This window comes from Glaciecola sp. 33A, assembly GCF_002836745.1.
In the GTDB taxonomy this organism is placed as follows: domain Bacteria; phylum Pseudomonadota; class Gammaproteobacteria; order Enterobacterales; family Alteromonadaceae; genus Glaciecola.
This window is the reverse complement of the sequence record NZ_PJAR01000044.1, coordinates 172988-198417: the sequence shown is the minus strand read 5'-3', so window position 1 is coordinate 198417 and position 25430 is coordinate 172988. Positions and strand designations below refer to the sequence as shown.

At 40.8% G+C, this 25430-nt stretch carries 24 protein-coding genes and 2 tRNA genes; 17 read left to right on the top strand and 9 right to left on the bottom strand.

Annotated features, from left to right (window positions below; translation table 11 throughout):
- The gene (locus CXF81_RS16955; protein WP_101182508.1) at positions 1 to 879 is read right to left on the bottom strand and encodes a DUF3025 domain-containing protein; all 879 of its coding nucleotides are present in this window, start codon (positions 877 to 879) and stop codon (positions 1 to 3) included.
- Between the two features lie 131 nt (positions 880 to 1010).
- Between CXF81_RS16955 and CXF81_RS16950 the strand changes: the two genes are divergently transcribed.
- Together CXF81_RS16950 and asnB are read left to right on the top strand one after the other, a co-directional pair.
- Positions 1011 to 2678 carry a M28 family metallopeptidase gene (locus CXF81_RS16950; protein WP_101182507.1) on the top strand — a complete coding sequence of 556 codons (1668 nt, stop codon included), beginning with the start codon at positions 1011 to 1013 and terminating at the stop codon, positions 2676 to 2678.
- Between the two features lie 305 nt (positions 2679 to 2983).
- Complete coding sequence (asnB, locus tag CXF81_RS16945; protein WP_101182506.1) at positions 2984 to 4660, top strand: asparagine synthase B; 1677 nt, start codon at positions 2984 to 2986, stop codon at positions 4658 to 4660.
- A 37-nt stretch (positions 4661 to 4697) separates the two neighbouring features.
- On the opposite strand, the gene CXF81_RS16940 is transcribed toward asnB, so the two are convergent.
- Both CXF81_RS16940 and queE read right to left on the bottom strand, forming a co-directional pair.
- A complete protein-coding gene (locus tag CXF81_RS16940; protein ID WP_101182505.1) occupies positions 4698 to 5633 on the bottom strand; it encodes an amino acid ABC transporter substrate-binding protein in 936 nt (311 codons plus the stop codon).
- Positions 5634 to 5781: 148 nt separating this feature from the next.
- The gene (gene queE / locus CXF81_RS16935; protein WP_101182504.1) at positions 5782 to 6456 is read right to left on the bottom strand and encodes a 7-carboxy-7-deazaguanine synthase QueE; all 675 of its coding nucleotides are present in this window, start codon (positions 6454 to 6456) and stop codon (positions 5782 to 5784) included.
- A gap of 89 nt (positions 6457 to 6545) precedes the next feature.
- Between queE and queC the strand changes: the two genes are divergently transcribed.
- The gene (queC, locus tag CXF81_RS16930; protein ID WP_101182503.1) at positions 6546 to 7205 is read left to right on the top strand and encodes a 7-cyano-7-deazaguanine synthase QueC; all 660 of its coding nucleotides are present in this window, start codon (positions 6546 to 6548) and stop codon (positions 7203 to 7205) included.
- A 67-nt stretch (positions 7206 to 7272) separates the two neighbouring features.
- On the opposite strand, the gene CXF81_RS16925 is transcribed toward queC, so the two are convergent.
- From CXF81_RS16925 to CXF81_RS16915, 3 genes are all read right to left on the bottom strand, one after another.
- Entirely contained in the window at positions 7273 to 8202 is a 930-nt protein-coding gene (locus tag CXF81_RS16925) for a LysR family transcriptional regulator (RefSeq protein ID WP_006014327.1), read from the bottom strand.
- Positions 8203 to 8731: 529 nt separating this feature from the next.
- Positions 8732 to 10747, bottom strand: a complete 2016-nt coding sequence (gene uvrB / locus CXF81_RS16920; protein ID WP_101182502.1) for an excinuclease ABC subunit UvrB — start codon at positions 10745 to 10747, stop codon at positions 8732 to 8734.
- Positions 10744 to 12102 (bottom strand): MATE family efflux transporter, encoded by a 1359-nt coding sequence (locus tag CXF81_RS16915; protein WP_101183100.1) that lies wholly within the window; start codon positions 12100 to 12102, stop codon positions 10744 to 10746. Before CXF81_RS16915 ends, uvrB begins: the two co-directional genes overlap by 4 nt.
- Positions 12103 to 12966: 864 nt before the next feature.
- Between CXF81_RS16915 and CXF81_RS16910 the strand changes: the two genes are divergently transcribed.
- From CXF81_RS16910 to glpQ, 11 genes are all read left to right on the top strand, one after another.
- Positions 12967 to 13042 (top strand) — tRNA-Asn (locus CXF81_RS16910).
- Positions 13043 to 13067: 25 nt separating this feature from the next.
- A tRNA-Asn gene (locus CXF81_RS16905) sits at positions 13068 to 13143 on the top strand.
- A gap of 265 nt (positions 13144 to 13408) precedes the next feature.
- Positions 13409 to 13987 (top strand): electron transport complex subunit RsxA, encoded by a 579-nt coding sequence (gene rsxA, locus CXF81_RS16900; RefSeq protein ID WP_026843787.1) that lies wholly within the window; start codon positions 13409 to 13411, stop codon positions 13985 to 13987.
- Positions 13984 to 14556, top strand: coding sequence for an electron transport complex subunit RsxB (rsxB, locus tag CXF81_RS16895; RefSeq protein ID WP_101182501.1), 573 nt, complete (start codon positions 13984 to 13986; stop codon positions 14554 to 14556). Before rsxA ends, rsxB begins: the two co-directional genes overlap by 4 nt.
- Before the next feature lie 4 nt (positions 14557 to 14560).
- The gene (gene rsxC / locus CXF81_RS16890; protein ID WP_101182500.1) at positions 14561 to 16309 is read left to right on the top strand and encodes an electron transport complex subunit RsxC; all 1749 of its coding nucleotides are present in this window, start codon (positions 14561 to 14563) and stop codon (positions 16307 to 16309) included.
- Positions 16306 to 17379 (top strand): electron transport complex subunit RsxD, encoded by a 1074-nt coding sequence (gene rsxD / locus CXF81_RS16885; protein WP_198556422.1) that lies wholly within the window; start codon positions 16306 to 16308, stop codon positions 17377 to 17379. Before rsxC ends, rsxD begins: the two co-directional genes overlap by 4 nt.
- A gap of 2 nt (positions 17380 to 17381) precedes the next feature.
- Positions 17382 to 18098, top strand: a complete 717-nt coding sequence (rsxG, locus tag CXF81_RS16880; RefSeq protein ID WP_101182499.1) for an electron transport complex subunit RsxG — start codon at positions 17382 to 17384, stop codon at positions 18096 to 18098.
- Positions 18091 to 18792 (top strand): electron transport complex subunit E, encoded by a 702-nt coding sequence (locus CXF81_RS16875; RefSeq protein ID WP_101182498.1) that lies wholly within the window; start codon positions 18091 to 18093, stop codon positions 18790 to 18792. The genes rsxG and CXF81_RS16875 overlap by 8 nt, the downstream gene beginning before the upstream one ends.
- Positions 18789 to 19421: an endonuclease III gene (nth, locus tag CXF81_RS16870; protein WP_101182497.1), complete on the top strand. Its 633-nt coding sequence runs from the start codon at positions 18789 to 18791 to the stop codon at positions 19419 to 19421. The genes CXF81_RS16875 and nth overlap by 4 nt, the downstream gene beginning before the upstream one ends.
- Before the next feature lie 33 nt (positions 19422 to 19454).
- Positions 19455 to 19838, top strand: a complete 384-nt coding sequence (gloA, locus tag CXF81_RS16865) for a lactoylglutathione lyase (RefSeq protein WP_101182496.1) — start codon at positions 19455 to 19457, stop codon at positions 19836 to 19838.
- Positions 19839 to 19865: 27 nt separating this feature from the next.
- The gene (glpQ, locus tag CXF81_RS16860) at positions 19866 to 20933 is read left to right on the top strand and encodes a glycerophosphodiester phosphodiesterase (RefSeq protein WP_101182495.1); all 1068 of its coding nucleotides are present in this window, start codon (positions 19866 to 19868) and stop codon (positions 20931 to 20933) included.
- Here the strand turns inward: glpQ and CXF81_RS16855 are convergent.
- Positions 20915 to 21778, bottom strand: a complete 864-nt coding sequence (locus CXF81_RS16855) for an OmpA family protein (protein WP_101182494.1) — start codon at positions 21776 to 21778, stop codon at positions 20915 to 20917. The genes glpQ and CXF81_RS16855 overlap by 19 nt on opposite strands.
- Before the next feature lie 212 nt (positions 21779 to 21990).
- Between CXF81_RS16855 and rnt the strand changes: the two genes are divergently transcribed.
- Both rnt and CXF81_RS16845 read left to right on the top strand, forming a co-directional pair.
- Positions 21991 to 22632, top strand: a complete 642-nt coding sequence (gene rnt / locus CXF81_RS16850) for a ribonuclease T (RefSeq protein WP_101182493.1) — start codon at positions 21991 to 21993, stop codon at positions 22630 to 22632.
- Positions 22633 to 22702: 70 nt separating this feature from the next.
- The gene (locus CXF81_RS16845) at positions 22703 to 22897 is read left to right on the top strand and encodes a (2Fe-2S)-binding protein (RefSeq protein WP_101182492.1); all 195 of its coding nucleotides are present in this window, start codon (positions 22703 to 22705) and stop codon (positions 22895 to 22897) included.
- 109 nt (positions 22898 to 23006) lie between these two features.
- Here CXF81_RS16845 and grxD read toward each other — a convergent pair whose 3' ends face one another.
- Entirely contained in the window at positions 23007 to 23342 is a 336-nt protein-coding gene (gene grxD / locus CXF81_RS16840; RefSeq protein WP_101182491.1) for a Grx4 family monothiol glutaredoxin, read from the bottom strand.
- Between the two features lie 352 nt (positions 23343 to 23694).
- Here grxD and CXF81_RS16835 point away from each other — a divergent pair, with 352 nt between their 5' ends.
- On the top strand, positions 23695 to 24276 hold the full coding sequence (locus CXF81_RS16835; protein WP_101182490.1) for a superoxide dismutase: 582 nt from the start codon (positions 23695 to 23697) through the stop codon (positions 24274 to 24276).
- Positions 24277 to 24465: 189 nt separating this feature from the next.
- Here the strand turns inward: CXF81_RS16835 and CXF81_RS16830 are convergent, their stop codons facing one another.
- On the bottom strand, positions 24466 to 25428 hold the full coding sequence (locus CXF81_RS16830; protein ID WP_101182489.1) for a hypothetical protein: 963 nt from the start codon (positions 25426 to 25428) through the stop codon (positions 24466 to 24468).
- Positions 25429 to 25430: the final 2 nt, after the last annotated feature.

The following is a 25430-nucleotide window of genomic DNA, read 5'->3' as shown; positions in this document are numbered from 1 at the left end:
TTATTTAACAACTACTTTTTTGCGTTTAGGCATGAAATATCCTTCATTTGTGTAAAAAGCTAAATCTTGCGGGCCATAGTGCCAATGAGGGATACCTAAAATGGGTAAGGGATAAAATGGCTTATTAGAAAACAATGTTTGGTTGGTTTGGATATGCTGCACGAGCAAGGTATCTAACACTCGCGACCCAAGCAATGAGCTAAGCCCTTGTGTTCTTTGTTTATCATCGATTTGAATGAGTAAGACTTTGCCCGTCAAGCCAACAAATGGGGTCAATAACATTTCCAGATTTGCGTGACCAAATACAACAGGCAGAATGCGCGTATGCCACTCCTCTTTTAATTCGCAAAAAATGGTTGTCCACTCTTGTGTGTCGAACAAAAATGCTAGTTTAGCTAATAATTTCGTTCCCGTTATAAATAAGACAATTCCGCACTCATCAAAATGTGTAATGTGATTTCGAACCTTGGTTCTTGGATCCAAGCCATGTGTGTCTATTTCAGATATATGCAAATGATTTAGATAGGTTTTTGTTTGTGGGAATTGCAACCAAATAATGCCGTTAAAAAAGTCATGCCAACTTTCTCTGCGGGTTGGGATAGCATTGTCTTCAAATATAATCTGTTCATAGTATCGGACGTCTTCTGGCATTGACTCTTGGCAAATAAAGCGTTTCCCCCAAGCAACTAAATTCATATCACTTTCGAAGCAAACTCGCATCTTTTCGAGTAAGTTAGCGTCCAATCTAGTAATATCCAGCTGAATTAAATCTTGCGATGGAAAAAGTAATGAGAGTGCTGATAGTGGCGGTCGCAAAAATGGCGATGATATTAAAGCATCCAATACAATAGTCTTATCGTTAAATTTTTTAAGTAACACATTATTAATATAGTGCCATAAATGTTTGTTATATTAGGTAACAAATCTTGCTTATATTGTTTCACAATATTATGGTTTATCCCAATTGCATTGTAAAAGACAAAAAATATGACTAATTACAAGGAACATCAATGAAACTTCAGAAACAGGCCCTTACTTTGACATTGTCTGCCGCTATCTTTGCAATCGCTCTTGCAGGCTGTTCGGAACCAGAACCCAATGCGGTAAAAACCGCAGCGCCCAAAGTTGAAGATAATTTTGAGGCCGTTTATAGCTCTATTAGCGCTGATACGCTAAAACAGCATACAAAAATATTATCATCAGATGAATTTGAAGGTCGCTTACCAACCACCGCAGGCGAAAAAAAGACTTTAGATTACCTCACTGCGGAATTAACCAAAGTGGGTTTTGAACCAAGTAACGCAGGTAGTTTTTTTCAAGAAGTCAGCTTAATGCAAATTACTGCTGCGCCGGACATGAGTCTTAAAATGGGCGAAAACACATTTTTATACAAAGAAGATATGGTCGCTGGTTCAAAACATGAAGTGTCCGAGGTTGATTTAATCGATTCTGATATTGTTTTTCTTGGCTATGGTGTAAATGCGCCAGAATACCAATGGAATGACTATGAAGACGTCGATGTAAAAGGTAAGACAGTCATTATTTTAGTTAATGACCCAGGCTATGCAAGCCCAGAAAGTGAACTTTTCCAGGGTTCAACAATGACCTATTACGGCCGTTGGACCTATAAATATGAAGAAGCTAGCCGTCAAGGTGCTGCAGCAGTATTTATTGTCCATGAGACCGCCCCAGCCTCTTACGGTTGGTCTGTTGTGGCAAATAGCTGGAGTGGCCCACAGTATGGCTTAGTCACAGCAGACGCTGGCGCAAGTCGAGTTGCCGTTGAAGGTTGGATTTCGCGTGACGCGGCCGTGAAAATTTTTGCTGACGCAGGCTTGAATTTTGACCAAGAAAAGGATTTCGCAGCGCAAGGGTCTTATTCTGTTGCATTAAATAAAAAAGCATCTATTACAATCAAAAATGATTTAAAAGAATCAAAAAGTTATAATGTCTTCGCCACTTTACTGGGTAGCGAAAGACCTGATGAGCATATTATTTACACTTCTCACTGGGATCACTTGGGCAAAGATGAAAGTAAAGATGGTGACCAGATATATAATGGTGCGCATGACAATGCGACGGGAACCGCCGCAATCCTCGCCATGGCTGAAGCCTTCGCTAGCTTAAACAAAAAACCCAAACGCTCGGTTAGTATGTTGATAGTAACTGCTGAGGAACAAGGTCTTTTGGGATCAAGGTACTATGCTGAAAATCCAATTATCGCGCTTGATAAAACCGTTGCTAATATTAATATGGATGCAATGAATGTATTAGGAAGAACCAAGAATGTCGCTGTCGTTGGCATGGGTAAATCGGACCTTGAAACTAATCTTGAGAAAGCGGCAAAACGTCAAGGCCGAGTATTAACTCAAGAAGATAATCCGGGTGCTGGTATTTATTATCGCTCTGATCACTTTAGTTTTGCTAAGGTTGGTATCCCAGCGCTGTACGCAAAAGGTGGCAGTGAGCCCATTGATGAAGCAACTGCGGAATATCGTAAGAGGACAAACGTGATAGTTCGCGGCTGTTACCATCAAGTTTGCGACCAATTCCGTGAAAGTTGGGATTTTAGTGGTGTTCAAGAAGATACTCAAATGTTGTTTGAAGTGGGTTATGACATAGCCAATTCTGGCACATGGCCACAGTGGTCAGCAACAAGTGAATTTCAACGCAAATAATAAATAAATTTTACGATATGAACTAAATAGCCTCTTTTGAGGCTATTGTTTGTCAGTGTTACTTGCTGAGATCGCATGAACTTGTACTGCAATTTAAATTACGAATTGTGTAATAATCGTAATAACAGTAACTAATTGTGCTTTTCTCCTAGAAAACCCTTGCATTTTCTACTCAAAATGGCACATTCATCGTCAAGGTAAATTGAATAATAATAAAGCGAACATAAGTTCCACATACCTACCTTATTATCGACAGAAAACGATAACCCAATCCAATAACCTAGCAAGAAAAGGCGAAACAACCTATGTGTGGTATTTTCGGTATCCTTGATATCAAAACTGATGTGTCAGAGTTGCGCACGCAAGCACTCGAATTATCAAAATTATTACGCCATCGTGGCCCAGACTGGTCAGGTATTTGGCATAATGAAAATACGATTTTATGCCATGAAAGACTGGCAATTGTTGACGTAGACACGGGCGCTCAGCCTCTAATCAGTAATAATGGTAATCAGGTATTAGCCGTTAATGGCGAAATTTATAATCATAAGGATTTAGCGTCTAAGCTAGCTACTCCGTATGACTTTCAAACCAAATCAGATTGCGAAATCATTATTCCGCTGTATCAGCAAGAGGGGGTGGGTTTCATTGACAAATTGGAAGGTATGTTTTCTTTTGTGCTTTATGACCAAGAGAACAATACCTACCTCATCGCTCGGGACCATATGGGTATTATTCCGCTATATACCGGTTTTGATGAGTTCGGCAACTTTTATGTTGCTTCAGAAATGAAAGCCCTTGTGCCTGTTTGTAAGACAGTACAGGAGTTCCCACCGGGGCATTATCTAAGCAGCACCGACGGCAAGCTGGTTAAATATTACGAACGCGATTGGATGTCATATGAAAATGTTAAAGACAACGAAACAAACCTAGATGATTTAAAAGTTGCATTTGAAAAGGCGGTTAAGTCACACCTGATGTCAGACGTACCTTATGCGGTGTTACTTTCGGGCGGTTTAGATTCATCATTAGTCTCAGCTGTCGCCGCCAGATATGTTGCCAAACGTGTTGAAGACGAAGACAAAAGCGATGCTTGGTGGCCTCGATTGCACTCATTTGCTGTTGGTCTTGAGGGTGCACCTGATTTAATTGCAGCTAAAAAAGTAGCGACTATGATTGGCACCGTGCATCACGAAATTCATTTTACCATTCAGGAAGGGCTTGATGCTATTCGTGATGTTATTTATCATTTAGAAACATACGATACAACGACTATACGTGCTGCTACGCCAATGTATTTGATGACTAGAAAAATCAAAGCTATGGGTATCAAAATGGTGTTGTCTGGCGAAGGGGCTGATGAAATATTTGGTGGTTATTTATATTTCCACAAAGCGCCTAACAGTAAAGAGTTACATGAAGAAACAGTGCGTAAACTTGATCGTCTGCACCTGTTTGATTGCGCACGTGCAAACAAATCAACCTCTGCTTGGGGAGTTGAAGCACGCGTACCTTTCTTAGATAAAAACTTCATGGATGTTGCTATGCGCCTAAATCCACAAGATAAAATGTGTATTAATGGCCGTATGGAAAAATGGATACTGAGAAAGGCCTTTGATGACGAAACATATCTTCCAGCTGAAGTGTTATGGCGTCAAAAAGAACAATTTGGCGATGGTGTAGGTTATTCTTGGATTGACTCAATTCGTGAGTTTGTTGCGCTTGAAGTATCCGACCAACAGTTAGCAACAGCCCAATTCCGTTTTCCGATCAATACACCGGATACCAAAGAAGGTTATTACTACCGCACTATCTTTGAAGACTACTTCCCTCAGGAAAGTGCCGCTAAATGCGTTCCAAGCGGTAAATCAATCGCTTGCAGCACAGTGGAAGCTTTGGAGTGGGATGAGAGCTTTAAAGCCTCAGCAGACCCCTCTGGTCGTTCAATGAAGTCTATTCATAGTGGTGAGTTTAAAGGTTAACTGCAACGGTCACTATGATAGAAGGCGTAAAGCGACTTTAATTAGTCGCTTTTTTTTTGCCTTCAAACTGTCCGGGGGTATACCAATACTTAGATTCAGAAACAGGTGTTTTTATAGGTAGAAGTGGATTATCTAATTCAAAGTAGGTAATTTTATCTAATGCTAATTGCTCTAGCATGTCGCCATGATATTCATAAAACAATTCATCAAAGCTGCCATCTTCAATTGCTCGTTCCAAGCCAACTTCTATCAATCGAGCTAAAGTGACATTGCGTTTATTGACGAAAAAATACATCGCAGCTCTATATTGTAGAGCAATCCCCTCTTTCAACCTAATATCTGGATCGGCTCCTTCCTGACGCAATTCAGTCAACGCCTCGATAACAGACAGAGGGTAAAAATCAGCTTGCTGGCGCGATAATAAACTCGATGCTTCAGACCGATTCTGAGCACCTAATACGTTAAAACCATTAGCTTGCAGGATTTTAGTATCCGGCCAATCAATACCCTGAACAGGGGCGTAAACCAGTAGATCGCTTAAACTAATCATCGCTTTACTGTAAAACGGCTTATTTTTATGCGTCAACATCACTCGCCAACCAATTAAACCCTTGGCAATAGGTATACGAATAGGAAGTAGATCATCTTCACGTTGACGGTCCGTCGTACTCCAAACAACATTAACCTCAATATTCTCCCGTAACTTCCGAATCGCTTTGGATTGATATTTAACCCGTTGAGAGGCGACCATTCTGTAACGCACCCCAGTTTTTTCAAGCGCTAATTGCAAAAGTGCTTCTGGATATTTATGCCGTTCATCACCATCGTATAAAGAGCCTGGATAAGTAACGACCCATGTTGCTGCGTTCGCAACTGCACAAAAAGATGAGAGTCCCATTATCAACATTATGCTTGCAATACGCCGCATAGAAATACATTTCATGCGGGTTAATACTGAATGCCTATTTATCATTCAAGACCACCACGATAATCTTGGGAGTCTTCTCAACATCACAGGCTAGAGGTGTTTTACCAGTATCATTTAAAAACTGGTACTCGTCGATATACTTATCCATTGGTTCTCCGATCAAGTGCCATGGTCATACCTAAAAATGAAATGGCTATTCTAAGCCGATAAACTTATGCATTTGTAGTGAAAGTCGCCAATTGCGTTCAATACACGTTTTGACAGCTAAATCTGTAGCTCGTTTTTGCTGACTAATGGGTTGTAAATAAATTAGCGGCAACATATTTTGGTCCATAGATGCTAACAATGAATCTAGCTCATCTATATGTTTTTGCATAGCGATAGGATGTTTTATTTCATTCGCTCTTGCCAATGCGTCATCTCGCATCTTATAGCCACCTTGCATATTTATCTTTGGCGAGACAGTAACCCATGTATCCTTACTGGTGAGGATTTCAAATGTCCCACTTGTTTCTATTTGGGTAGAAAATCCTTTATTGTGTGCTTGTTTGGTGAACTCAGTTAAGTCATACATACAAGGCTCACCGCCGGTCAAAACAATGTGTTTTGCGACATATCCTTGTTTGTCAAAAAGCGCGAATAATGAGCACTCATTTGCAGAAAACCACTGTGAAGAGTCTTCACTTTGTTGCATTATAGTGTCTGGCGTCGTTTCTGCTTCTAAGCTGATTTCCCACGTGTGTTTTGTGTCGCACCAAGAGCAGCCAACAGGACAACCTTGGAGTCTCACGAAAATCGACGGCACTCCAGTAAACGAGCCTTCGCCTTGAAGTGACTCAAATACTTCGTTTACTTTCAAGTTTTTCACAATAACACCCTATTACTTATTAAATTACAGTTGGGATTTTAGCAGGGATCGCTTAGAATCAGCACCGTTTTTTTAAAGGAGAATAACAAATGTCAGCGAAAGTCGTCGTCATCTATTCAGGCGGTATGGATTCATATACTGTGCTCAACAAAGCCATGCAGCAGGGATATGATGTGCATGCGGTATCTTTCAACTATGGACAAAGACACAGTAAAGAATTACTTTTCGCAAAAAAAGTTTGTGAGCAACACGATATTGAGCATAAAGTGGTGGACATTAGCTCAATAAATCAGCTTATCGGAGGTTCTGCGCTTACTGATGATATTGATGTTCCCGAGGGGCACTACCAAGAAGAGAGTATGAAAACCACCGTCGTGCCAAATCGCAACATGATTATGTTGTCGATGGCGGTAGGTTATGCGGTTTCTATCGAAGCAGAGGCGGTGTATTTTGGCGCTCACTCAGGTGACCATGCCATTTACCCTGATTGCAGAACTGAGTTCGTTGATGCCATGAATGACGTATGCAAAATTGCAAACTATCAGGCGGTTGAAGTAAGAGCTCCCTATTTGGCTGCTAGTAAAACAGATATTCTTAGGGAAGGCTTGGTAATGAACTTGGACTATAATGACACTTGGACTTGCTACAACGGTCAAGAGAAGGCATGCGGCAGATGCGGTGCTTGCCAAGAGAGACTAGAAGCATTCTCTGAAAACAATACAATTGACCCTATTGACTATCAAAACTAGAAATACCTCTGTTAGCGTTTTCACTAGCGGAGGTATTTTCATTATCAAACGCTGCTGTGACCGTTAACTATTTCTGACTTTCAAACACAAAATATTCTAGTTCCTTAATACAATGCCTTAACACGGGGTTAAGTCTTGTATTTTTTCCATTCATCACGAATAACTCATGACTAAATTCAAATAATGACCCCTTACAAATTGGCACAAGACCAGTAGCTGCGCCTTGTTCTTTGGCGATGTAATCCGGCAACAAACCAACATATTCTCCAGTCATGACGGCAGCCATGCAAACGTCGTATGAGTCTGAGAATGTCTGAATAGCGAGTCTTTTTTCACCACTAATGTAATTGACTGATGACAAACCAGACATACCGATGGCAGGAAAATCTTCAATTCTAACATTGTCAGGTAGTGCGTCCGCTTCGCGATATTTCGCTAAGGTATGGGTTGGTGAGCAGTATAAACGTCCCTTGCACTGCACGCCTGTCGAATGGAAGGTAACCGACTCGGGCTTAACCATATCGTAGGTAGATAATACCAAATGACATTCGCCCGAAAGCGCAACATGTTCAACCTCATTGTATAAACGGGTTTGAATGTTGACATGAATGTCGTCAAATTTTTTCATTGTACTCTTAACCGCTTTACTCACCGCTAATTGCATTGATGTAGCTAAACCAGCCATCAATACCAAAGTGATATGACCGCTATAGTCATCATGTAAACTTTTTAAGTTAAATACAAAATTATCGAATGCGTTGAAGATACGCTTGGTTTCTTGAAAAACAACTTCACCTTCTTTAGTCATTTGAAATCCACCCCGACCGCGGTGGCACAAAACAAGGTCGAGTCTTTCTTCCAATTTCTTAATCGCGGCACTAATGTTAGGCCGCTGCATTCTAAGCACAGGCTCCGCAGCAGTAAAGCCGTTGCAAGATGCAACCGCATAAAACACACGCAACAATTTAATATCAGATTCTTGTAAACGATTTAACATATATCCACCGCATTAGGTATGTTTGCCCATACTACTTTTCAACATGTTATGCAAAGTCTTTCAGTTTTACAATCAATTTGTTATTGATTTGTATAACTTTTTAACTTTAGACTTTCACGGCCCATATAAATATCGTATAAATGTAAGAAAAATCAGCTCATGAGCGACAGTCTAATTTGCTCATATTTATTCATAAATGAGTAGCGTTGATTCGCAAAACTCCCTGCCATCCTTGATAGTACCGATACACCGACAATGTTTCTTGTAAGCATGTGATAATCACAAAACATCATTTTTTGCATGACGCTTATTTAACGTTCTGAACATATACAACTGTATCGATTGCATATCCCTTGTTTACGCTAACTTTGTTAACGATAAATACAATACATTAAACGGTTTACCTTTCAAGCTACTTAATGCGTAGCTGGGTTCGGTTACTCATTCTAATCAGATTTGACGCTTTGGTACATCCTCAATTATGTTGCCAGACAGCCCAGCCAGCAACATTTGACTGAACAATTTTCTTTCACGACAGTTTTAGAATTTCAGATCGTAGTATCTCAACCTCATCTCTTAATGAGGCTGCTTTTTCAAACTCTAAATCCCTAGCCGATTCGAACATTTGTTTTTCCACCTCAACCACTTTCCCCATTAGTTGGGTTACATTCATCGCTTTGTAAGTTTTTTCTTTCTCTGCAATTTTACGCATTCTTACTTTACCGGATGCAGGGTGATTAGTGTCACCGAGGTCCATAATATCAGTAATAGGCTTATTTAATGAATGCGGCGTAATACCATGTTTTTCATTATACGCAACCTGCTTTGCACGTCTGCGGTCGGTCTCATCCATAGCCCGTTGCATCGAACCAGTTATCCGATCTGCATATAAAATTGCCTTCCCATTGATATGACGAGCGGCCCGTCCCATGGTTTGAATAAGTGATTTATCTGCTCTCAAAAATCCCTCTTTGTCTGCATCAAGTATGGCAACTAAAGACACTTCGGGCATATCTAGACCCTCACGCAATAGATTAATGCCGACTAAAACGTCAAATTTACCCAGACGTAGGTCGCGAATAATTTCGATACGTTCTACAGTATCTATGTCAGAGTGAAGATATCGAACCTTAACGCCATGCTCACTCAGATATTCACTTAAATCCTCCGCCATCCGCTTTGTTAAGGTGGTGATAAGAACACGTTCATTTACGGCAACTCTTAAGGCAATTTCAGAGAGAACATCATCCACCTGAGTCCCTACGGGGCGAATTTCTATAGGCGGATCAATTAAGCCTGTTGGTCGAACGACTTGCTCTACAATATCGCCATGGCACTTTTCCAACTCAAAATTACCTGGTGTCGCTGATACATAAATTGTTTGTGGTGAGATATGCTCGAACTCTTCAAATTTCAACGGCCTATTATCCATCGCCGATGGCAATCGAAAGCCAAATTCAACCAGTGTTTCTTTTCTCGAGCGATCACCTTTATACATCGCTCCAATTTGCGATACTGTAACGTGAGATTCATCAATAAATATCAAGCCATCTTTAGGAAAATAATCTAACAAGGTCGGTGGCGGCTCTCCCGGTGCTTTGCCAGACAAATAACGACTGTAATTCTCTATACCCGAGCAATAACCTAATTCCAACATCATTTCTATATCGAATTGAGTACGTTGACTTAGTCGCTGCTCTTCAATCAATTTATGATTCGCTTTTAGATTTGCGCGTCGCTCCTTTAGCTCTTCTTTAATTTTATCTATCGCCGCTACAATTTTTTCGCGTGGCGTAACATAATGTGTTTTTGGATAAACCGTAACGCGAACAACATTTTTGTCTACAGCACCAGTGAGGGGATCGAATAAGCTAATTTTTTCAATTTCATCGTCAAACAACTGGATCCTAATCGCTTGTTTTTCAGAGTCTGCGGGAAATATATCAATGACATCTCCGCGCACTCTAAAACTACCGCGTTCAAAAGCGATATCATTGCGTTTATATTGAAGCTCAGCGAGTCGTCTTAAGATATCGCGTTGATCCATGATATCGCCCTGACGAAAATGCAGCAGCATTTTCATATAACTTTTAGGATCACCCAAACCATAAATAGCTGACACAGATGCAATAATGATAACATCACGACGCTCCATCAGTGATTTTGTCGCCGACAACCGCATTTGTTCTATGTGATCATTAATCGACGCGTCTTTTTCTATAAACGTGTCGGTACTAGGCACATATGCTTCGGGTTGATAATAATCATAGTAGGACACGAAATACTCAACCGCATTGTTCGGAAAAAACTCTTTCATTTCACCGTATAACTGCGCGGCAAGTGTTTTATTATGCGCCATTATCAACGTAGGTCTTTGTACTTGCGAGATCACATTGGCCATGGTGAACGTTTTACCAGAACCCGTAACCCCCAAAAGTACTTGTTTGGCTAAACCAGACTGCAAACCTTCTACAAGAGAGGCTATAGCAGTGGGTTGATCTCCAGCTGGTTTATAGCTTGATTTTAGGGTAAAAGCTTTACTCATTTTTCACTTCCAAACACTGGCATTGATACGTGTAACGCCATTTCATTTTTCAAATTTCGATTAAACCATGCATATGCCAAAACAGACGTCAAAACGTTGGCAATAACACAACCCCAAAATAGACCTTCTAAGCCATTTAAGTAACTGCCTAACGACGCTATTGGTACATAAAACGCGAATAACCTCAGGATACTTAGTACTAATGCTGACATGGGCTTATGCATCGCATTAAAAGATGAATTGACCAAAATAATGATTCCTTGCAGGCCATAGCCAAGAGGTACAATGCAGAGAAATAAACTGATATCTCGCGCAACACTTGCTTCCTCTGCGAATATTTGTGCAATGTAACTTGAACATATTGCCAATACTGCAAAAACAATAAGCTGCCAGACAACCACAAATTTGGCGGCTATATTAAACGCAGTTTTAATACGAGATAATTTATTCGCACCATAATTTTGGCTAATAAAGGGAGGTAAAGACATTGATAAGGCCAACACAAGAATACTAGCGATGGATTCTAATCGGTTTCCTACGCCCCAGGCAGCAACAGCCTCTGTACCATAAGAAGCAACGACGGCGGTCAGCACGCCGCCAGCGATTGGGGTAAGCATGTTTGCACCTGCGGCTGGTAGTCCGATTTTTAATACGCCTTTTGCTGCGACGGTAAATTCTGCCCACCTGAGTATTCGCGATTCAATCAATTGTCTTTTGACTGCCAGTAGATAGAGTATCCAAACGACACATACTGCCCATGCTATTGCTGTGGCGATGGCTGCACCTTGAATTCCTAGCGCTGGAATTGGTCCCCAACCAAATATTAAAATGGGATCCAATATGACATTGATTCCACCTCCTGTTGCCATAATAATGCTGGGCGTTTTAGTATCACCGAAGGCTCTTAATACCGAATTACCGACCATCGGAATGGCAAGGAAGATACCAGCTAAATACCACGGAACCATGTATGCCTTAATAAATGGCATTAGGCTGGCATCTGCCCCCATTAGTGTAAATATAAACTCAATACTTAAAATTCCAACCACGGCAAAGATGCCAACTAGCAACACCGACAACATAAGTGCGCCCGTCGCCAATGCTTTTGCATGCTGGGTATTGCCTGATCCAATATACTTGCCAATAATCGCTGAGGTACCGATTCCTAAACCGATATTTAAACTAATGACGGTAAACGTGACTGGAAAGGTGAAACTAATAGCGGCTAATTGCACTGTGCCTAACATACTAACAAAAAACGTATCAACAATACTGAAGGTCATCAACATTAACATTCCGACGATCATTGGAATGGTCATACTTTTTAATGTTTGCGCAATATCGCCGTTGAGCATGTCTCGATGAGTTGTATTATTGGTCACTGCATATCGTCATTTTGTTCTCTTTTGAATCCACATAATAAAATATAGTCGCCCTTTTTACTCTGAATTAGAATTTTTAGTTTGATTTTAATGTTATCTCTTTTATGACCTATAAAAATCATTGATTTTGTTACCACCAACAAATTATGCCAACTCATTGATTATATCCCAAAAAGCGCTCAAAAAACTGTCACAATTGTTTTCTCAGATTAAAATAAATGAATTAGTACACAGGCATTTAAGAAACTGATATCTGTCAACAACTAAAAAGTAAAACTGATTGCTATTTTTTTAACGTATTGTTTTTAATCATTTTATTTATTTTTAGTGTTTTTATGTTATTTCTGTTGACAATAATTGATTAAGCTCGACCTTTAGTTTAACTATTTAACCCACAGACTTATCCACAGATCTAGTGGATAAGTGGTCGCGCCCTAATAACGACGCTCGTTAACAGCTTTTTTACAAAATATTATGTAAGTTACCACTAACCATAGAAGCATTTCAGTTACGTGACCGTTTTGTTACACACTGTCTATATTAACAGTAGTCACCGTAATTTTAATAACCTTTTGACTTATATTTATTAATAAATAGATAAATTAGTAATAAGATGAAGGATAATGATGCTTTCGGTCGCAAAGATGGGCTGTTATTCTTAATAATATCATCAATTTAGTATTAACGCGGTTCATATTTAGGCTCTTTGTCAACATACAAACCCAACACCATGACTGCCTACTTTATAAGCAAACAAAAATTAAACATTAAAAAACCGTAGAACACTGTTGACACAGCGGCCTTAGCTCATTAATATCCGCATCCGTTAAAAGCAGGTCCCCCTTAGCTCAGTTGGTAGAGCGACGGACTGTTAATCCGCAGGTCCCCCGTTCGAGCCGGGGAGGGGGAGCCACTTTTAACCAATTAGTAACACCTGTTCCCCCTTAGCTCAGTTGGTAGAGCGACGGACTGTTAATCCGCAGGTCCCCCGTTCGAGCCGGGGAGGGGGAGCCAAATTCCTTGGGTGTCACTAAACCAGTCAAAACCACTCTAGTGCTATTAATCATGTTCCAATTAATATACAGATATCCTGCACAAAACGTCGATCCGAGTTGTTAAATGCGCTGGAAAAAGCGATAATCTTGATCGAATTTATGGAAGTTTCCGTTTTACTATTCAGATAACTAATTAGAGCGCAAAAATCAAGTCACTATTCTCTATTAGAAAATTTATGAACTTCATTATTGCCAACGATATACGCCGATAAAACGATAGGTAAATGACCGAAATAATACTATTACTAATTGGAACAGTGCTGGTAAACAACTTTGTCCTTGTCCAGTTTTTAGGGTTATGCCCATTTATGGGCGTTTCGGGAAAGCTCGAGACCGCAATTGGCATGTCTATGGCAACGACTTTTGTGCTAACAATAGCCTCTATGTCCAGCTACCTCGTTGAAGCTTATATTTTGACACCTCTTGGTATTGAGTATCTCAGGACACTCAGTTTCATTCTAGTAATCGCGGTTGTCGTGCAATTCACTGAAATGGTAGTGCATAAAACGAGTCCCACTCTATACAGACTGTTAGGAATATTTCTGCCGCTGATTACAACTAATTGCGCAGTCTTAGGCGTGGCATTATTGAACATCACTGAACAGCATAACTTTATTGAATCTATTATTTATGGTTTTGGTGCTGCCGTCGGTTTTTCTTTGGCCCTAATTTTATTTTCTGCGATGCGAGAAAGACTTGCCGCTGCTGATGTCCCTGCCCCATTCAAAGGCGCATCGATTGCCATGATAACTGCCGGCTTAATGTCGCTGGCGTTTATGGGTTTTACGGGATTAATTAAATGACGTTAACTGTTTTTGCGCTCGCAGCAATTGCATTGTTAGCGCTGATTTTTGGAGCTCTGCTTGGATTTGCCGCTATTCGCTTTAAGGTGGAAGGCGATCCACTGGTTGACCAAATCGATGCGATTTTGCCTCAAACTCAATGTGGCCAATGTGGTTATCCGGGTTGTAAGCCTTATGCCGAGGCCATTGCAAACGGTGATGATATAAACAAATGTCCTCCTGGCGGCGAATCGACTATTAAAGAACTCTCCGCCTTAATGGGGGTTGAAGCTAAACCACTCGATGCAGCTCATGGTGTCGAAGATGTCAAAAAGGTCGCATTTATTCGTGAAGACGAATGCATCGGTTGTACTAAATGCATTCAAGCATGCCCTGTGGACGCAATTTTAGGGGCCGCCAAACAAATGCACACTATCCTTATTGATGAATGTACAGGCTGCGACTTATGCGTCGATCCTTGCCCAGTAGATTGCATTGACATGGTGCCTGTAGACGTTGACTCAAGTCACTGGGAGTGGAAATTTAATAAAGTACCTGTAGGTGATATACCTATCAGGCAAATGTCTTAGAGGTATGACTGTGTTTGCCAATTATGACAAAATTATCGAGCGGATTAGCTTAAACCAACTCTGGGATTTTCCTGGTGGGGTTCATCCTCCACAGCAGAAAACCTTATCGAATCAGGCGAGTATTGAGCACCTTCAAGTAGAAAAAACATACTATGTTCCGGTAAAACAACATATTGGTCTGGAAGGCAAGTTATTGGTCTCCGAAGGCGACAAGGTATTAAAGGGGCAAACCCTCACAACGAGCGAAGCGCCTTTTTCTGTTCCGGTTCACGCTCCCACCTCTGGTACAGTAACAAAAATTGCAAACCACGTTTCAGCGCATCCATCAGGTATTCCTGAGCTTACCGTGATTATTGATGCTGATGGTCAAGATACTTGGATTGAATTGGATCCAGTTCCTGATTATGCCAAAGCCAGTAAATCAGAATTAATTGAACGTATATGCGATGCAGGTATCAGCGGAATGGGTGGAGCAGGTTTTCCTACCCATATTAAAACTAACAACAGTAAACCGCTCGAATTCCTGATCATAAACGGTATTGAGTGTGAGCCTTATATCTCCTCTGACGACAGATTGATGCGCGAGCACGCTTGGCAAATTCGGCAAGGTATCGATATATTGGTGCACATTCTGCAACCTAAACAAGTTATTGTAGCCGTCGAAGATAACAAGCCTGAAGCGTTAGAAACTATGTCGATAGCTTGTCAACAAAAAATAAACTATCAGGTAGTGAGTGTCCCCACAAAATATCCAGCGGGCGGCGAAAAACAACTGATTCAAGTTCTCACATCGCGAGAGGTTCCAGCAAATGGTTTACCCATTGATGTTGCTTGTATTATGTATAACGTTGCAACGTGCTACGCCATTGCAGATGCTATCGTAGAAGGAAAGCCATTAATTGAACGAGTGGTAACACTTACCGGACAAGGTTTTAAATCGCCTAAGAACGTATGGGCTCGTTTAGGGACACCAATTCAGTCACTACTTATCTATGGCGACTATGACGAGAGTCAGCAATCATCGCCAAGATTCATTATGGGTGGTCCAATGATGGGATTCACAATGACTTCAGTGCTGACCCCTATTGTCAAAATTTCAAACTGCATCCTAGTGCCAGCAGATGACGAATTACCGAACCCAGAAGATGAAAGAGCTTGCATAAGATGCTCGGCATGCTCGGACGTTTGCCCTGCTTCACTGTTACCTCAGCAATTATTTTGGTACAGCAAAGCCAAAGAACTTGAAAAAGCCGAAGAATATAACCTTTTTGATTGCATTGAATGTGGTGCTTGCGCCTATGTTTGCCCAAGTGAAATTCCGCTAGTGCATTATTATCGCCAGGCAAAAGCCGATATCCGCAATCAAAAAGAAGAAAAAGAAAAGTCTGATAAGGCGAAAATACGCTTTGAAGCCCGCAAAGCCAGATTACTAAAAGAAAAAGAACACCGTGAAGAAAAACATCGCCTGGCCGCAGAGGCACGTAAAGCTTCTTTAAGCACAGACGGTGGTGGGGCTAAAGACAAAATTGCAGCAGCGTTAGCAAGAGCGAAAGCTAAAAAAGAAGCCTTCGCAAAGCAAGCATCAAACGCACCACACATGACGGATTCAGCCGAGTCTGAAAAAACCAAAGCAGTTTCGGTTAGTGAAATTTCAACAGAAGTTGCTGTATCTCAAACGGCTCAAGGCGCTTCTCCTGCAAAAGATGGTCCTGAAGACGATACTGCAGCCAATAAAGAGACTACAGAATTATGACAATGTTGAGTTTATCTAGCTCACCTCACCACCATAATCGACGTGATATAGGCCAAGTAATGCGCCTTGTTTGCTATGCGACTATTCCCGGCATTCTGGCTAATGTGTGGTTTTTTGGGTTTGGGATCTTGATTCAAGTTGTACTGGCAGTTATAACGGCCTTGGTAACAGAAGGCGTTATTATGGAGCTAAGAAAGAAAAAAACCGAACGTGTTCTAAAAGACTACAGTGCCGTTTTGGCTGCACTGCTTTTAGCTATATCGATTCCCCCTTTGGCACCTTGGTGGGTCATTGTCATTGGTACATTTTTCTCTATCGCCGTGGTGAAACAACTGTATGGCGGTTTGGGCTATAATATGTTCAACCCTGCTATGGCAGGGTATGTCATGCTCTTAATTTCATTCCCCATGCAAATGACATCATGGTTGCCACCTTTATCTATCGCTGAGCAATCTCATTCGTTATGGGACGCAATTCATACTATTTTCACGGGCTTCACCAGCACAGGCTTTAGTGTCGAACAACTAAAAGTAGGGGTTGATGGAACAACTATGGCTACGCCATTAGATGAGGTAAAAACAGCCTTGCTGCAGGGCTACACAGTGACTGAAGCGAAAAGCCATATTATGTTTGATGGTAACTATGGAAAAGGTTGGCTATGGGTAGCAATGGCCTACTTACTCGGTGGTTTATTTTTAATTAAAACCAAGGTTATTAATTGGCATATTCCCGGTAGCATGCTGGCATCAGCCGCACTACTGAGCTTATTCTTATTTTTACTTGACGGCGATCAATATGCATCCCCACTCTTTCATCTTTTTAACGGAAGCTTGATAGTCGGTGCGTTTTTTATTGCGACAGATCCTGTATCTGCGTCCACCACAAGCAAAGGTCGTATCATTTTTGGAGCCGCAATCGGCTTGTGGGTTATTATTATTCGCAACTGGGGCGGATATCCAGATGCCATTGCTTTTGCCGTTTTAATAATGAATATGGCGGTACCACTTATCGACTATTACACGCAGCCTAGAACCTATGGACACAAGACCAAAGCGAGTAAAGACTCGTGATAATGAACTACATGGGGAAAAACGGCGCTATTTTAGCTGGTTTTGCATTAGTAACAACCAGCCTCATCGCAATTACCTTTGCCGGAACAAAAGAGCGAATTCAATTTGAACAAGAAAAGCAGCTATTATCGGTTTTAAACGAATTGGTACCTGAACAAGCACATACAAACGAACTGCATTTGGATTGTATATTGGTCAATTCGCCAGAGCGTTTGGGTTCTAGCCAAGATAAACGAATATTCCGGGCTCGAATGGGTGAAGAAAATGTAGCTGCGGTAATCGAAACTAGCGCGCCAAATGGCTACAGTGGGGAAATCAAAATGGTTGTTGCTGTAAGTTTAGATGGTGCTTCACTGGGCGTCCGAGTGGTTGATCATAAAGAAACGCCAGGTTTAGGTGACAAAGTTGACTTACGAGTCAGTGATTGGATACTGTCTTTTGAGAATGTGCCTTTTAGTGGAAAAAGCGACAACCGTTGGCAAGTCAAAAAAGATGGTGGTCAATTTGATCAATTCACTGGAGCCACTATTACGCCGAGAGCGGTGGTGCAGGCGGTCAAAAGCACATTAATTTATTTCAATGAAAATCGTGACATGATTTTCAACGCAGCAAGCAATTGCCTTAGTTCTATTGCCAGTGATTATCCTGACAATGCATTGCTAGATAACGCGGCTATAGATAACGCGGCGTTAGATAATAAGGCCCTAGCTAATGAGTGAATATCAAGATTTAAGCGTTCAAGGGATCTGGAAAAACAACCCTGCGTTGGTCCAACTACTTGGGCTTTGTCCTCTATTAGCAGTAACCGCCACCGTTATCAATGGATTGGGCTTGGGTATTGCAACGACATTGGTTCTATTAGGATCGAATATTACGGTGTCACTGGTGCGTAATTTTGTACCCAACGAAATTCGGATCCCAATATTCGTCATGATTATTGCCGCATTTGTTACCATTGTGCAATTGCTCATGAACGCATTTACGTTCGAACTGTATCAAGCGCTGGGTATATTCATTCCGCTAATTGTCACTAACTGCGCCATTATCGGACGAGCAGAAGCTTACGCTTCAAAAAATCGAGTGCAACTTGCCGCGTTTGACGGACTGATGATGGGATTGGGCTTTACGCTTGTCTTAGTCGTCCTCGGTGCAATGCGCGAATTGCTAGGATACGGAACCTTACTTGTCGGTGCAGATTTACTGCTAGGTGATTGGGCAAAGGACCTCACGATCGTTGTATTTACCACAGAGAGTCCCTTTTTATTAGCCATTTTACCGCCCGGTGCATTTTTATGTATGGGCTTGTTAATTGCATTTAAAAATATGTTAGACAGGCTTATCGAAAAGCGTTCACAAAGAGCTAAGCAGGCTAAAATTGTGCAGAGAGCGCGAGTGACAGGAACCGACATATGAATAAAGAAAAGCGTCATGAGATGCTTTCTCGCTTGCGCGCCAATAACCCCCATCCAACAACTGAGCTGAACTTTTCAAGCCCTTTTGAATTGCTTATCGCAGTCATATTGTCAGCACAGGCAACCGACGTCAGTGTCAACAAAGCAACAGATAAACTTTACCCTGTCGCAAACACGCCTAAAACAATCTACGCACTGGGTATCGACGGCTTAACAAAATACATAAAAACCATCGGTTTGTTTAATTCAAAAGCAAAGAATGTGATTGAAACTTGTCGTATTTTAGTAGACACCCATGGTTCAGTTGTGCCAGAGGATAGAGAAGCGTTAGAAGCGTTGCCAGGCGTGGGCAGAAAGACAGCTAACGTGGTGTTGAATACTGCGTTTGGTTGGCCAACAATTGCCGTTGATACGCATATCTTTAGAGTAAGTAATCGCACTAAACTGGCTATGGGGAAAAATGTCGATAAAGTCGAAGAGAAACTGGTGAAAGTGGTGCCAGCAGAGTTTAAAATTGACGTTCATCACTGGTTGATATTACATGGTAGATATACTTGCATCGCCCGTAAACCTCGATGTGGTTCGTGTATTATCGAGGATTTATGCGAATTTAAAGATAAGATCGATTAAGTGATAATAATTTAATGTAAAAGGATAAAAATAATGAGACTACTACATACCATGTTGCGTGTTGGTGACCTACAAAAGTCTATTGCATTTTATACAGAGACGCTAGGCATGAAGCTGCTGCGGCAAAGTGAAAACAAAGAATATGAGTATACCCTCGCGTTTTTGGGTTATGGCGATGAAGATAATAATACTGTCATAGAACTCACTTACAATTGGGGCAAAACGGAATACGAGCATGGTGAAGCTTTTGGCCATCTTGCCATTAGTGTCAATGACATTTATGCCGTTTGCGATGATATTAAAGTAAAAGGTGGTGATGTATACCGACCACCAGGTCCTGTTAAGGGCGGCAAAACGGTTATTGCGTTTGTAAGGGATCCGAGTGGATATGCTATCGAACTCATTCAAGAACGTTAACACTTAACATTATTAAACAGGAATGAAATGAGCGAACATAATTTATTTTTCAAGAGCTTTACTGCATTCCTGTTTATTGTCATTTCAATGCAAATCGACGCAAATCAAAGAACTTCAAGTCAAATATCGGAGAAAAGCGCCGACTTTGTGATTATCGCACATCGAGGTGCTTCCGGCTATTTACCAGAACACACCATAGATGCAGCGACCCTCGCCTTTATGCAGGGTGCCAACTATATAGAGCAAGATGTTATATTAACCTCTGATGATGTGCCTATTGTATTGCATGATATTCACATTGAAACAGTCACCAATGTTGAATCTATTTTTCCACAAAGACATCGTACTGATGGCCGATATTACGCAATTGATTTTACTTGGGCTGAAATTCAGCAATTATTCGTACATGAACGCGAAGACCAATTCGGTAATAAAGTCTACCCTACTCGATATAATGGAAGGGAAGCATTTAAAGTCGCGTCCTTAGAGCAGCACATCGATCTTATTAATCACCTGAATCGCACCTTTAGTAAAAGTGTTGGCTACTACCCTGAAATTAAATCTCCTGAATGGTATTTATCCGAAGGCAAAGACATTACTAGGATAGTTGTAAACATGCTCGAAAAGCACGGATTAACTCAAGCAGATGCCAATATTTTTATCCAGTGTTTCTATCCTGAAACACTCAAACGGTTAAAAAACGAATTTAAGGTAAATGTTGCTCTTGTGCAATTAATCGCTGACAACAGTTGGAATGAGTCGAGCGTAGATTATGATCTGATGCAGACCAAACAAGGCTTAGAAGAAGTGGCAACATATGCTGATGGCATAGGGCCTTGGTTACCGCAGATATACAACCCTGTATCAGAAACCGAAACTGCGCTCATGCATAATGCTAAAGCATTGGGCCTGATTATTCACCCTTATACATTTAGAGCGGACGATTTGACCTTCAATATGAGCGCTGAAACACTGATAGATTTGGTAAAAAACAAACTAAAACTTGATGGTATCTTCACCGATCAAGTCGACATTGTCCTCGAAAAAATCAAAAAAGTAGAAACTAAATCCAGCGACTATAATTTAGCTAACTGAATAATCACACGCCGGTTTTTCGCTCTGGATACTTCATTGTCATTCGGTGATACGTGCCGCTTTTCACCGTGACCGGTGACTTCTATCCTTGCGCTATCGACGCCTTGCGCCGCAAAGTAATCGCGGATTTCATTGGCACGACGAATAGACAGTTGTTGGTTACTCCAAGAGCCACCATAACTATCTGAATAACCATCCAATAGCACCAACTCTAATGCGATATCTTCTTTTAAATAGTCGCCAATCATGTCCAAGCGACGTTTGGAATAATTGGTCAGGTCAACACTACTCTTTTTATAACTCAAAATAGTGTATGCAATATCTTCAAAGCTGTAGGGCAATAGATTTGTCACACAATGCGAAAAAGCAAGATATGACAGCTCAAAGTTACTCGAGTTTAGTGCTACCGCAACTGAATCATGCCGATTATTCCAATCTTGATAGTGAATAGTTGGCCAAAAACCTTTTTCTAATTCCGTCAACATCTCCCACGCCGACTCAGAAGGTAAGTCACCATCATATTGTTTGCGTAAATTCATTTTTCCAATCATTTTCTGAGCAATACCAGGCATCCACTTCGGCGGCACAGAATAGACCGTTGCAGTGTCATACCGATTGGGTAAACGCAGCATATCAAGCCCGAATTCTAAATTCAGTTGTTTGGATGCTTGCGTTACGAAAGACGCGATACCATAACCGGGAATTGGATGCTTGAGTTCGCAAATTAGGCGTGTTTGTTCACCAAGTGTCCATTCGGAATTTTCCACAGATGCGTTATATTCCCGTAAGTTTGCTGATACAGCTATAGGAAGCAGACAACACAAGCTGATAAGGTATTTTTTCATGCTAGATTCAATCTCCGAGAACATAGATAAGGTATCGACAATTTTGATAAAATGTTTAGAATTGCAGTGAAATCAGCGGTAATATCCTTGCACTCACGTTTGTAAAGAACATCTCGACCGATTAGTCTTTTGCTAGTGTTTTTACATACCATTTTTTCTTGAGCATTTACATCAATTGCAATAGTACCTAATTAAGGATTTCTGACCACGTCATGACAATAACAAAACCTGCACTTAAAGATAGATTTCGCGGCTACTTTCCTGTGATCATCGATGTTGAAACAGCGGGCTTCAATGCCAATACAGATGCCCTTTTAGAGATTGCCGCAGTTACCTTAAAACTCGATGAAAACGGCGACGTTGTTCCTCACACGACGTTTCATGAGCACGTGCAACCATTCGAGGGCGCGAATATTGAACAAGCGGCGATTGACTTCAATGGTATAGACCCGTTTTGTGCACTGCGCGGTGCATTGGATGAAAACACTGTATTCAAAAACTTATGTCAGCATGTTAGAAAATACCAAAAGGAAGCAGATTGTCAGCGTTCGGTAATTGTCGCCCACAACGCAAGCTTTGATCAAGGTTTTGTTAATGCGGCGATAACCAGACACGATATTAAACGCACCCCTTTTCATCCATTTGTATCATTTGATACTACATCGCTATCAGCGCTTGCGTTAGGCCAAACAGTGCTGATTAAAGCATGCCAAGCTGCTGGCATTCCATTTAATCAGTCTGAAGCACATTCAGCGCTGTACGACACCGAGCGTACTGCAGAATTATTCTGTTTTATTGTTAACCGCTATAAGAGTTTAGGGGGTTGGCCTCTTCCGAATCTAATTGAGAATTAATCGCAAAAAGCTTGCAATTAATCTAAATGCCAACTATTATCATTCGCATATTAATAAATAGGTGGTCTTGATGTTCGTTTGTATGTGCTATGGCATTACTGATAAGCAAATTAAAAAGGCAGTGGAAACACATGGCGTAGGTAATACACGCGAATTAAGAAAAATCATGACATTAGGCAGTCAGTGCGGAAAATGCATTGAATCAGCGCAACAAATTATCGATAACACGATTATGGACGAGACTTTATTTAGGGATGTTGGTTAACTTCCTAGCTGCGCGCAATTATCTAACAGCCTCAAAAATTAAACTCAATAAAAAAGCCTCAGAAATGAGGCTTTTTTATGTCACTATAATTGACTACAGTGTTAAGCATTTATTTCGCTTCGTCTTCCGAACTCAACGCTGCTTCTTTTAATAATGGTTGAAGTTCGCCTTGCTGAAACATCTCTAAAATAATGTCACAACCGCCGATCAATTCGCCTTTTATCCAGAGTTGTGGGAAGGTCGGCCAATCTGCAAACTTAGGTAATTCACTTCGAATATCTGGATTTAACAGTATATCAACGTAAGCGAATTGCTCGCCACAATTCATTAGCGCCTGAACCGACTGAGCTGAAAAACCACAACTTGGCAACTTAGGTGAGCCTTTCATATAAAGCAAGATTGGATGCTCGGCAATTTGTTCTTTAATTTTATCTATTGTTTCCATTGGATAACCTTTATGTAGAGATGTAAATGCTACGCGTATTATAAGACAAGATATGCGGTTTATCTTTAATAAAACAACCCATAATTCTTAATCGCGTCATATTAATAATAATAGAACGAAAAAACAGTAAAAAATGATCTTCTTTTCATATTTTGTCGAATTAGTTATACCTTATTAATTAATATATTAACGTTTATTCTTGGGTTTACTATAATAGCCCCAATAACATAAACATGAAAAAGGAAAAACAAACAGTGTGAATCAATGCGCTTGTTTGTTATTTCAGCACAGGCTTATCAAATATTGGCCTGTAAGTTCGATATTAACACACTGACCCACAACGGAGAAAACCATGGCTTTTGAATTACCTGCATTACCTTATGAGAAAAATGCTCTAGAACCGCATATTTCTGCAGAAACATTAGAGTTTCATTATGGCAAGCATCACGCGACCTACGTTACTAAATTAAATGGCCTAGTTGAAGGTACTGAATTGGCAACTAAGTCACTTGAAGAAATTATCAAAAATTCAGATGGCGGTGTTTTTAATAATGCTGCTCAAATCTGGAACCATACTTTTTATTGGAATAGCTTAAGCCCAAATGGCGGCGGCGAAGCAAAGGGTGCACTAGCTGATGCAATCAACGCTAAATGGGGTTCATTTGCGGACTTTAAAACGGCGTTCAATGACAAAGCAGTAAACAACTTTGGTTCAAGCTGGACTTGGTTAGTAAAATTAGCTGACGGTAGTTTAGATATTGTGAACACCAGTAATGCTGATAATCCTCTGACTCAAGAGGGTACTACCCCACTATTAACCTGTGACTTGTGGGAACACGCTTATTACATTGACTATCGCAATGTACGTCCAAATTACTTGGTCGCATATTGGGCGCTTGCTAACTGGGACTTCGCGTCTAGTAACTTCGCTTAAATTAGCGTACGAAGAATAATTTATAAAGTTATTCTGAAGATAGATTGTAGCAAACAAAAAACCACCATTGATTGGTGGTTTTTTTATCTGAAACTTACTATTTGTTATAAAGTGAAAGCAGTCGATTAAGCCAATTTATAGGCCACCTTATTTAATGTCAGCGTCAAATCCAATACCCACTCTTTGTATTTACTGTGATGCCGTCAGGTGATTGCAAACCAATGCAATTTTGTCACCTTTTTCAGAAAAGCTTAAACGACTTATACCGGCAGGGCATTGTGTACTAAGGTCAGCGAATTCCGTCCACGTTTTAATAGCACTGGTGTAATGCCATTGATACAATTTATTCTCCACCGCAGTCACCGCATAACCTTCTGGTGACCACGCGTAGTAGTAACTATCCACCGGCATGTTGACCAATGCAGCCGTGGTTTTCTTTTTAGTATCAACTGAGCGCAGTTGCCATGTCGTTTCATCAATTTTTTTACTATAACTAAACAAGTTTGAATCGGGTATTGACCATAAGCTCGGCCCTATATTGATATCGAGCACTGTGCCCTGCTCAGTTGGTTTATTAATACTGGCTGAGCGCAGCGTTTGCGGTTCACCTAAAACAAATAGAAGCACTTTTTTTGCACCATCCCAGACATGATAACCAACCGGTTCAACAGCAGGTAATAAGTTTATTTTGGCTTTCCCATTACCCAACTGCAAATACCAAAGCTGTTGTTTTCCTTGACTATTAACTCTTATTACTGAAAGTCCTTTACCCTCAGGTGTCGGTGTTGGGCTATATTCACTGGTCGGCGAATTACTTAAGTTTGTTGAAGACTGAGTAGCAAAGTCATATATAAAGATATCTGTTTGGCTGGTATTCTCGCTCGTGATCATCTGGGTGTAGGCCAACGCAGTGTCGCCATTAATGAAGTAAGGCTGATTGGTATAACTAGGTGAATCCGTTATTTTTTGAAAGTTGCTCAACTTGATTATTTTAGGTGAAGGCTGTCCCGCAGTGGCTTCAGAAAGACTGTCCTCATAACTAACAGACGCAGTCATAATATCGGATTCTGATTGAGCTGATGTAAAAAATGCTACCGAAAAAATAAGCACTAATGATATTGAGAACTTAACCAATTGCGTTATTTTGACCATTT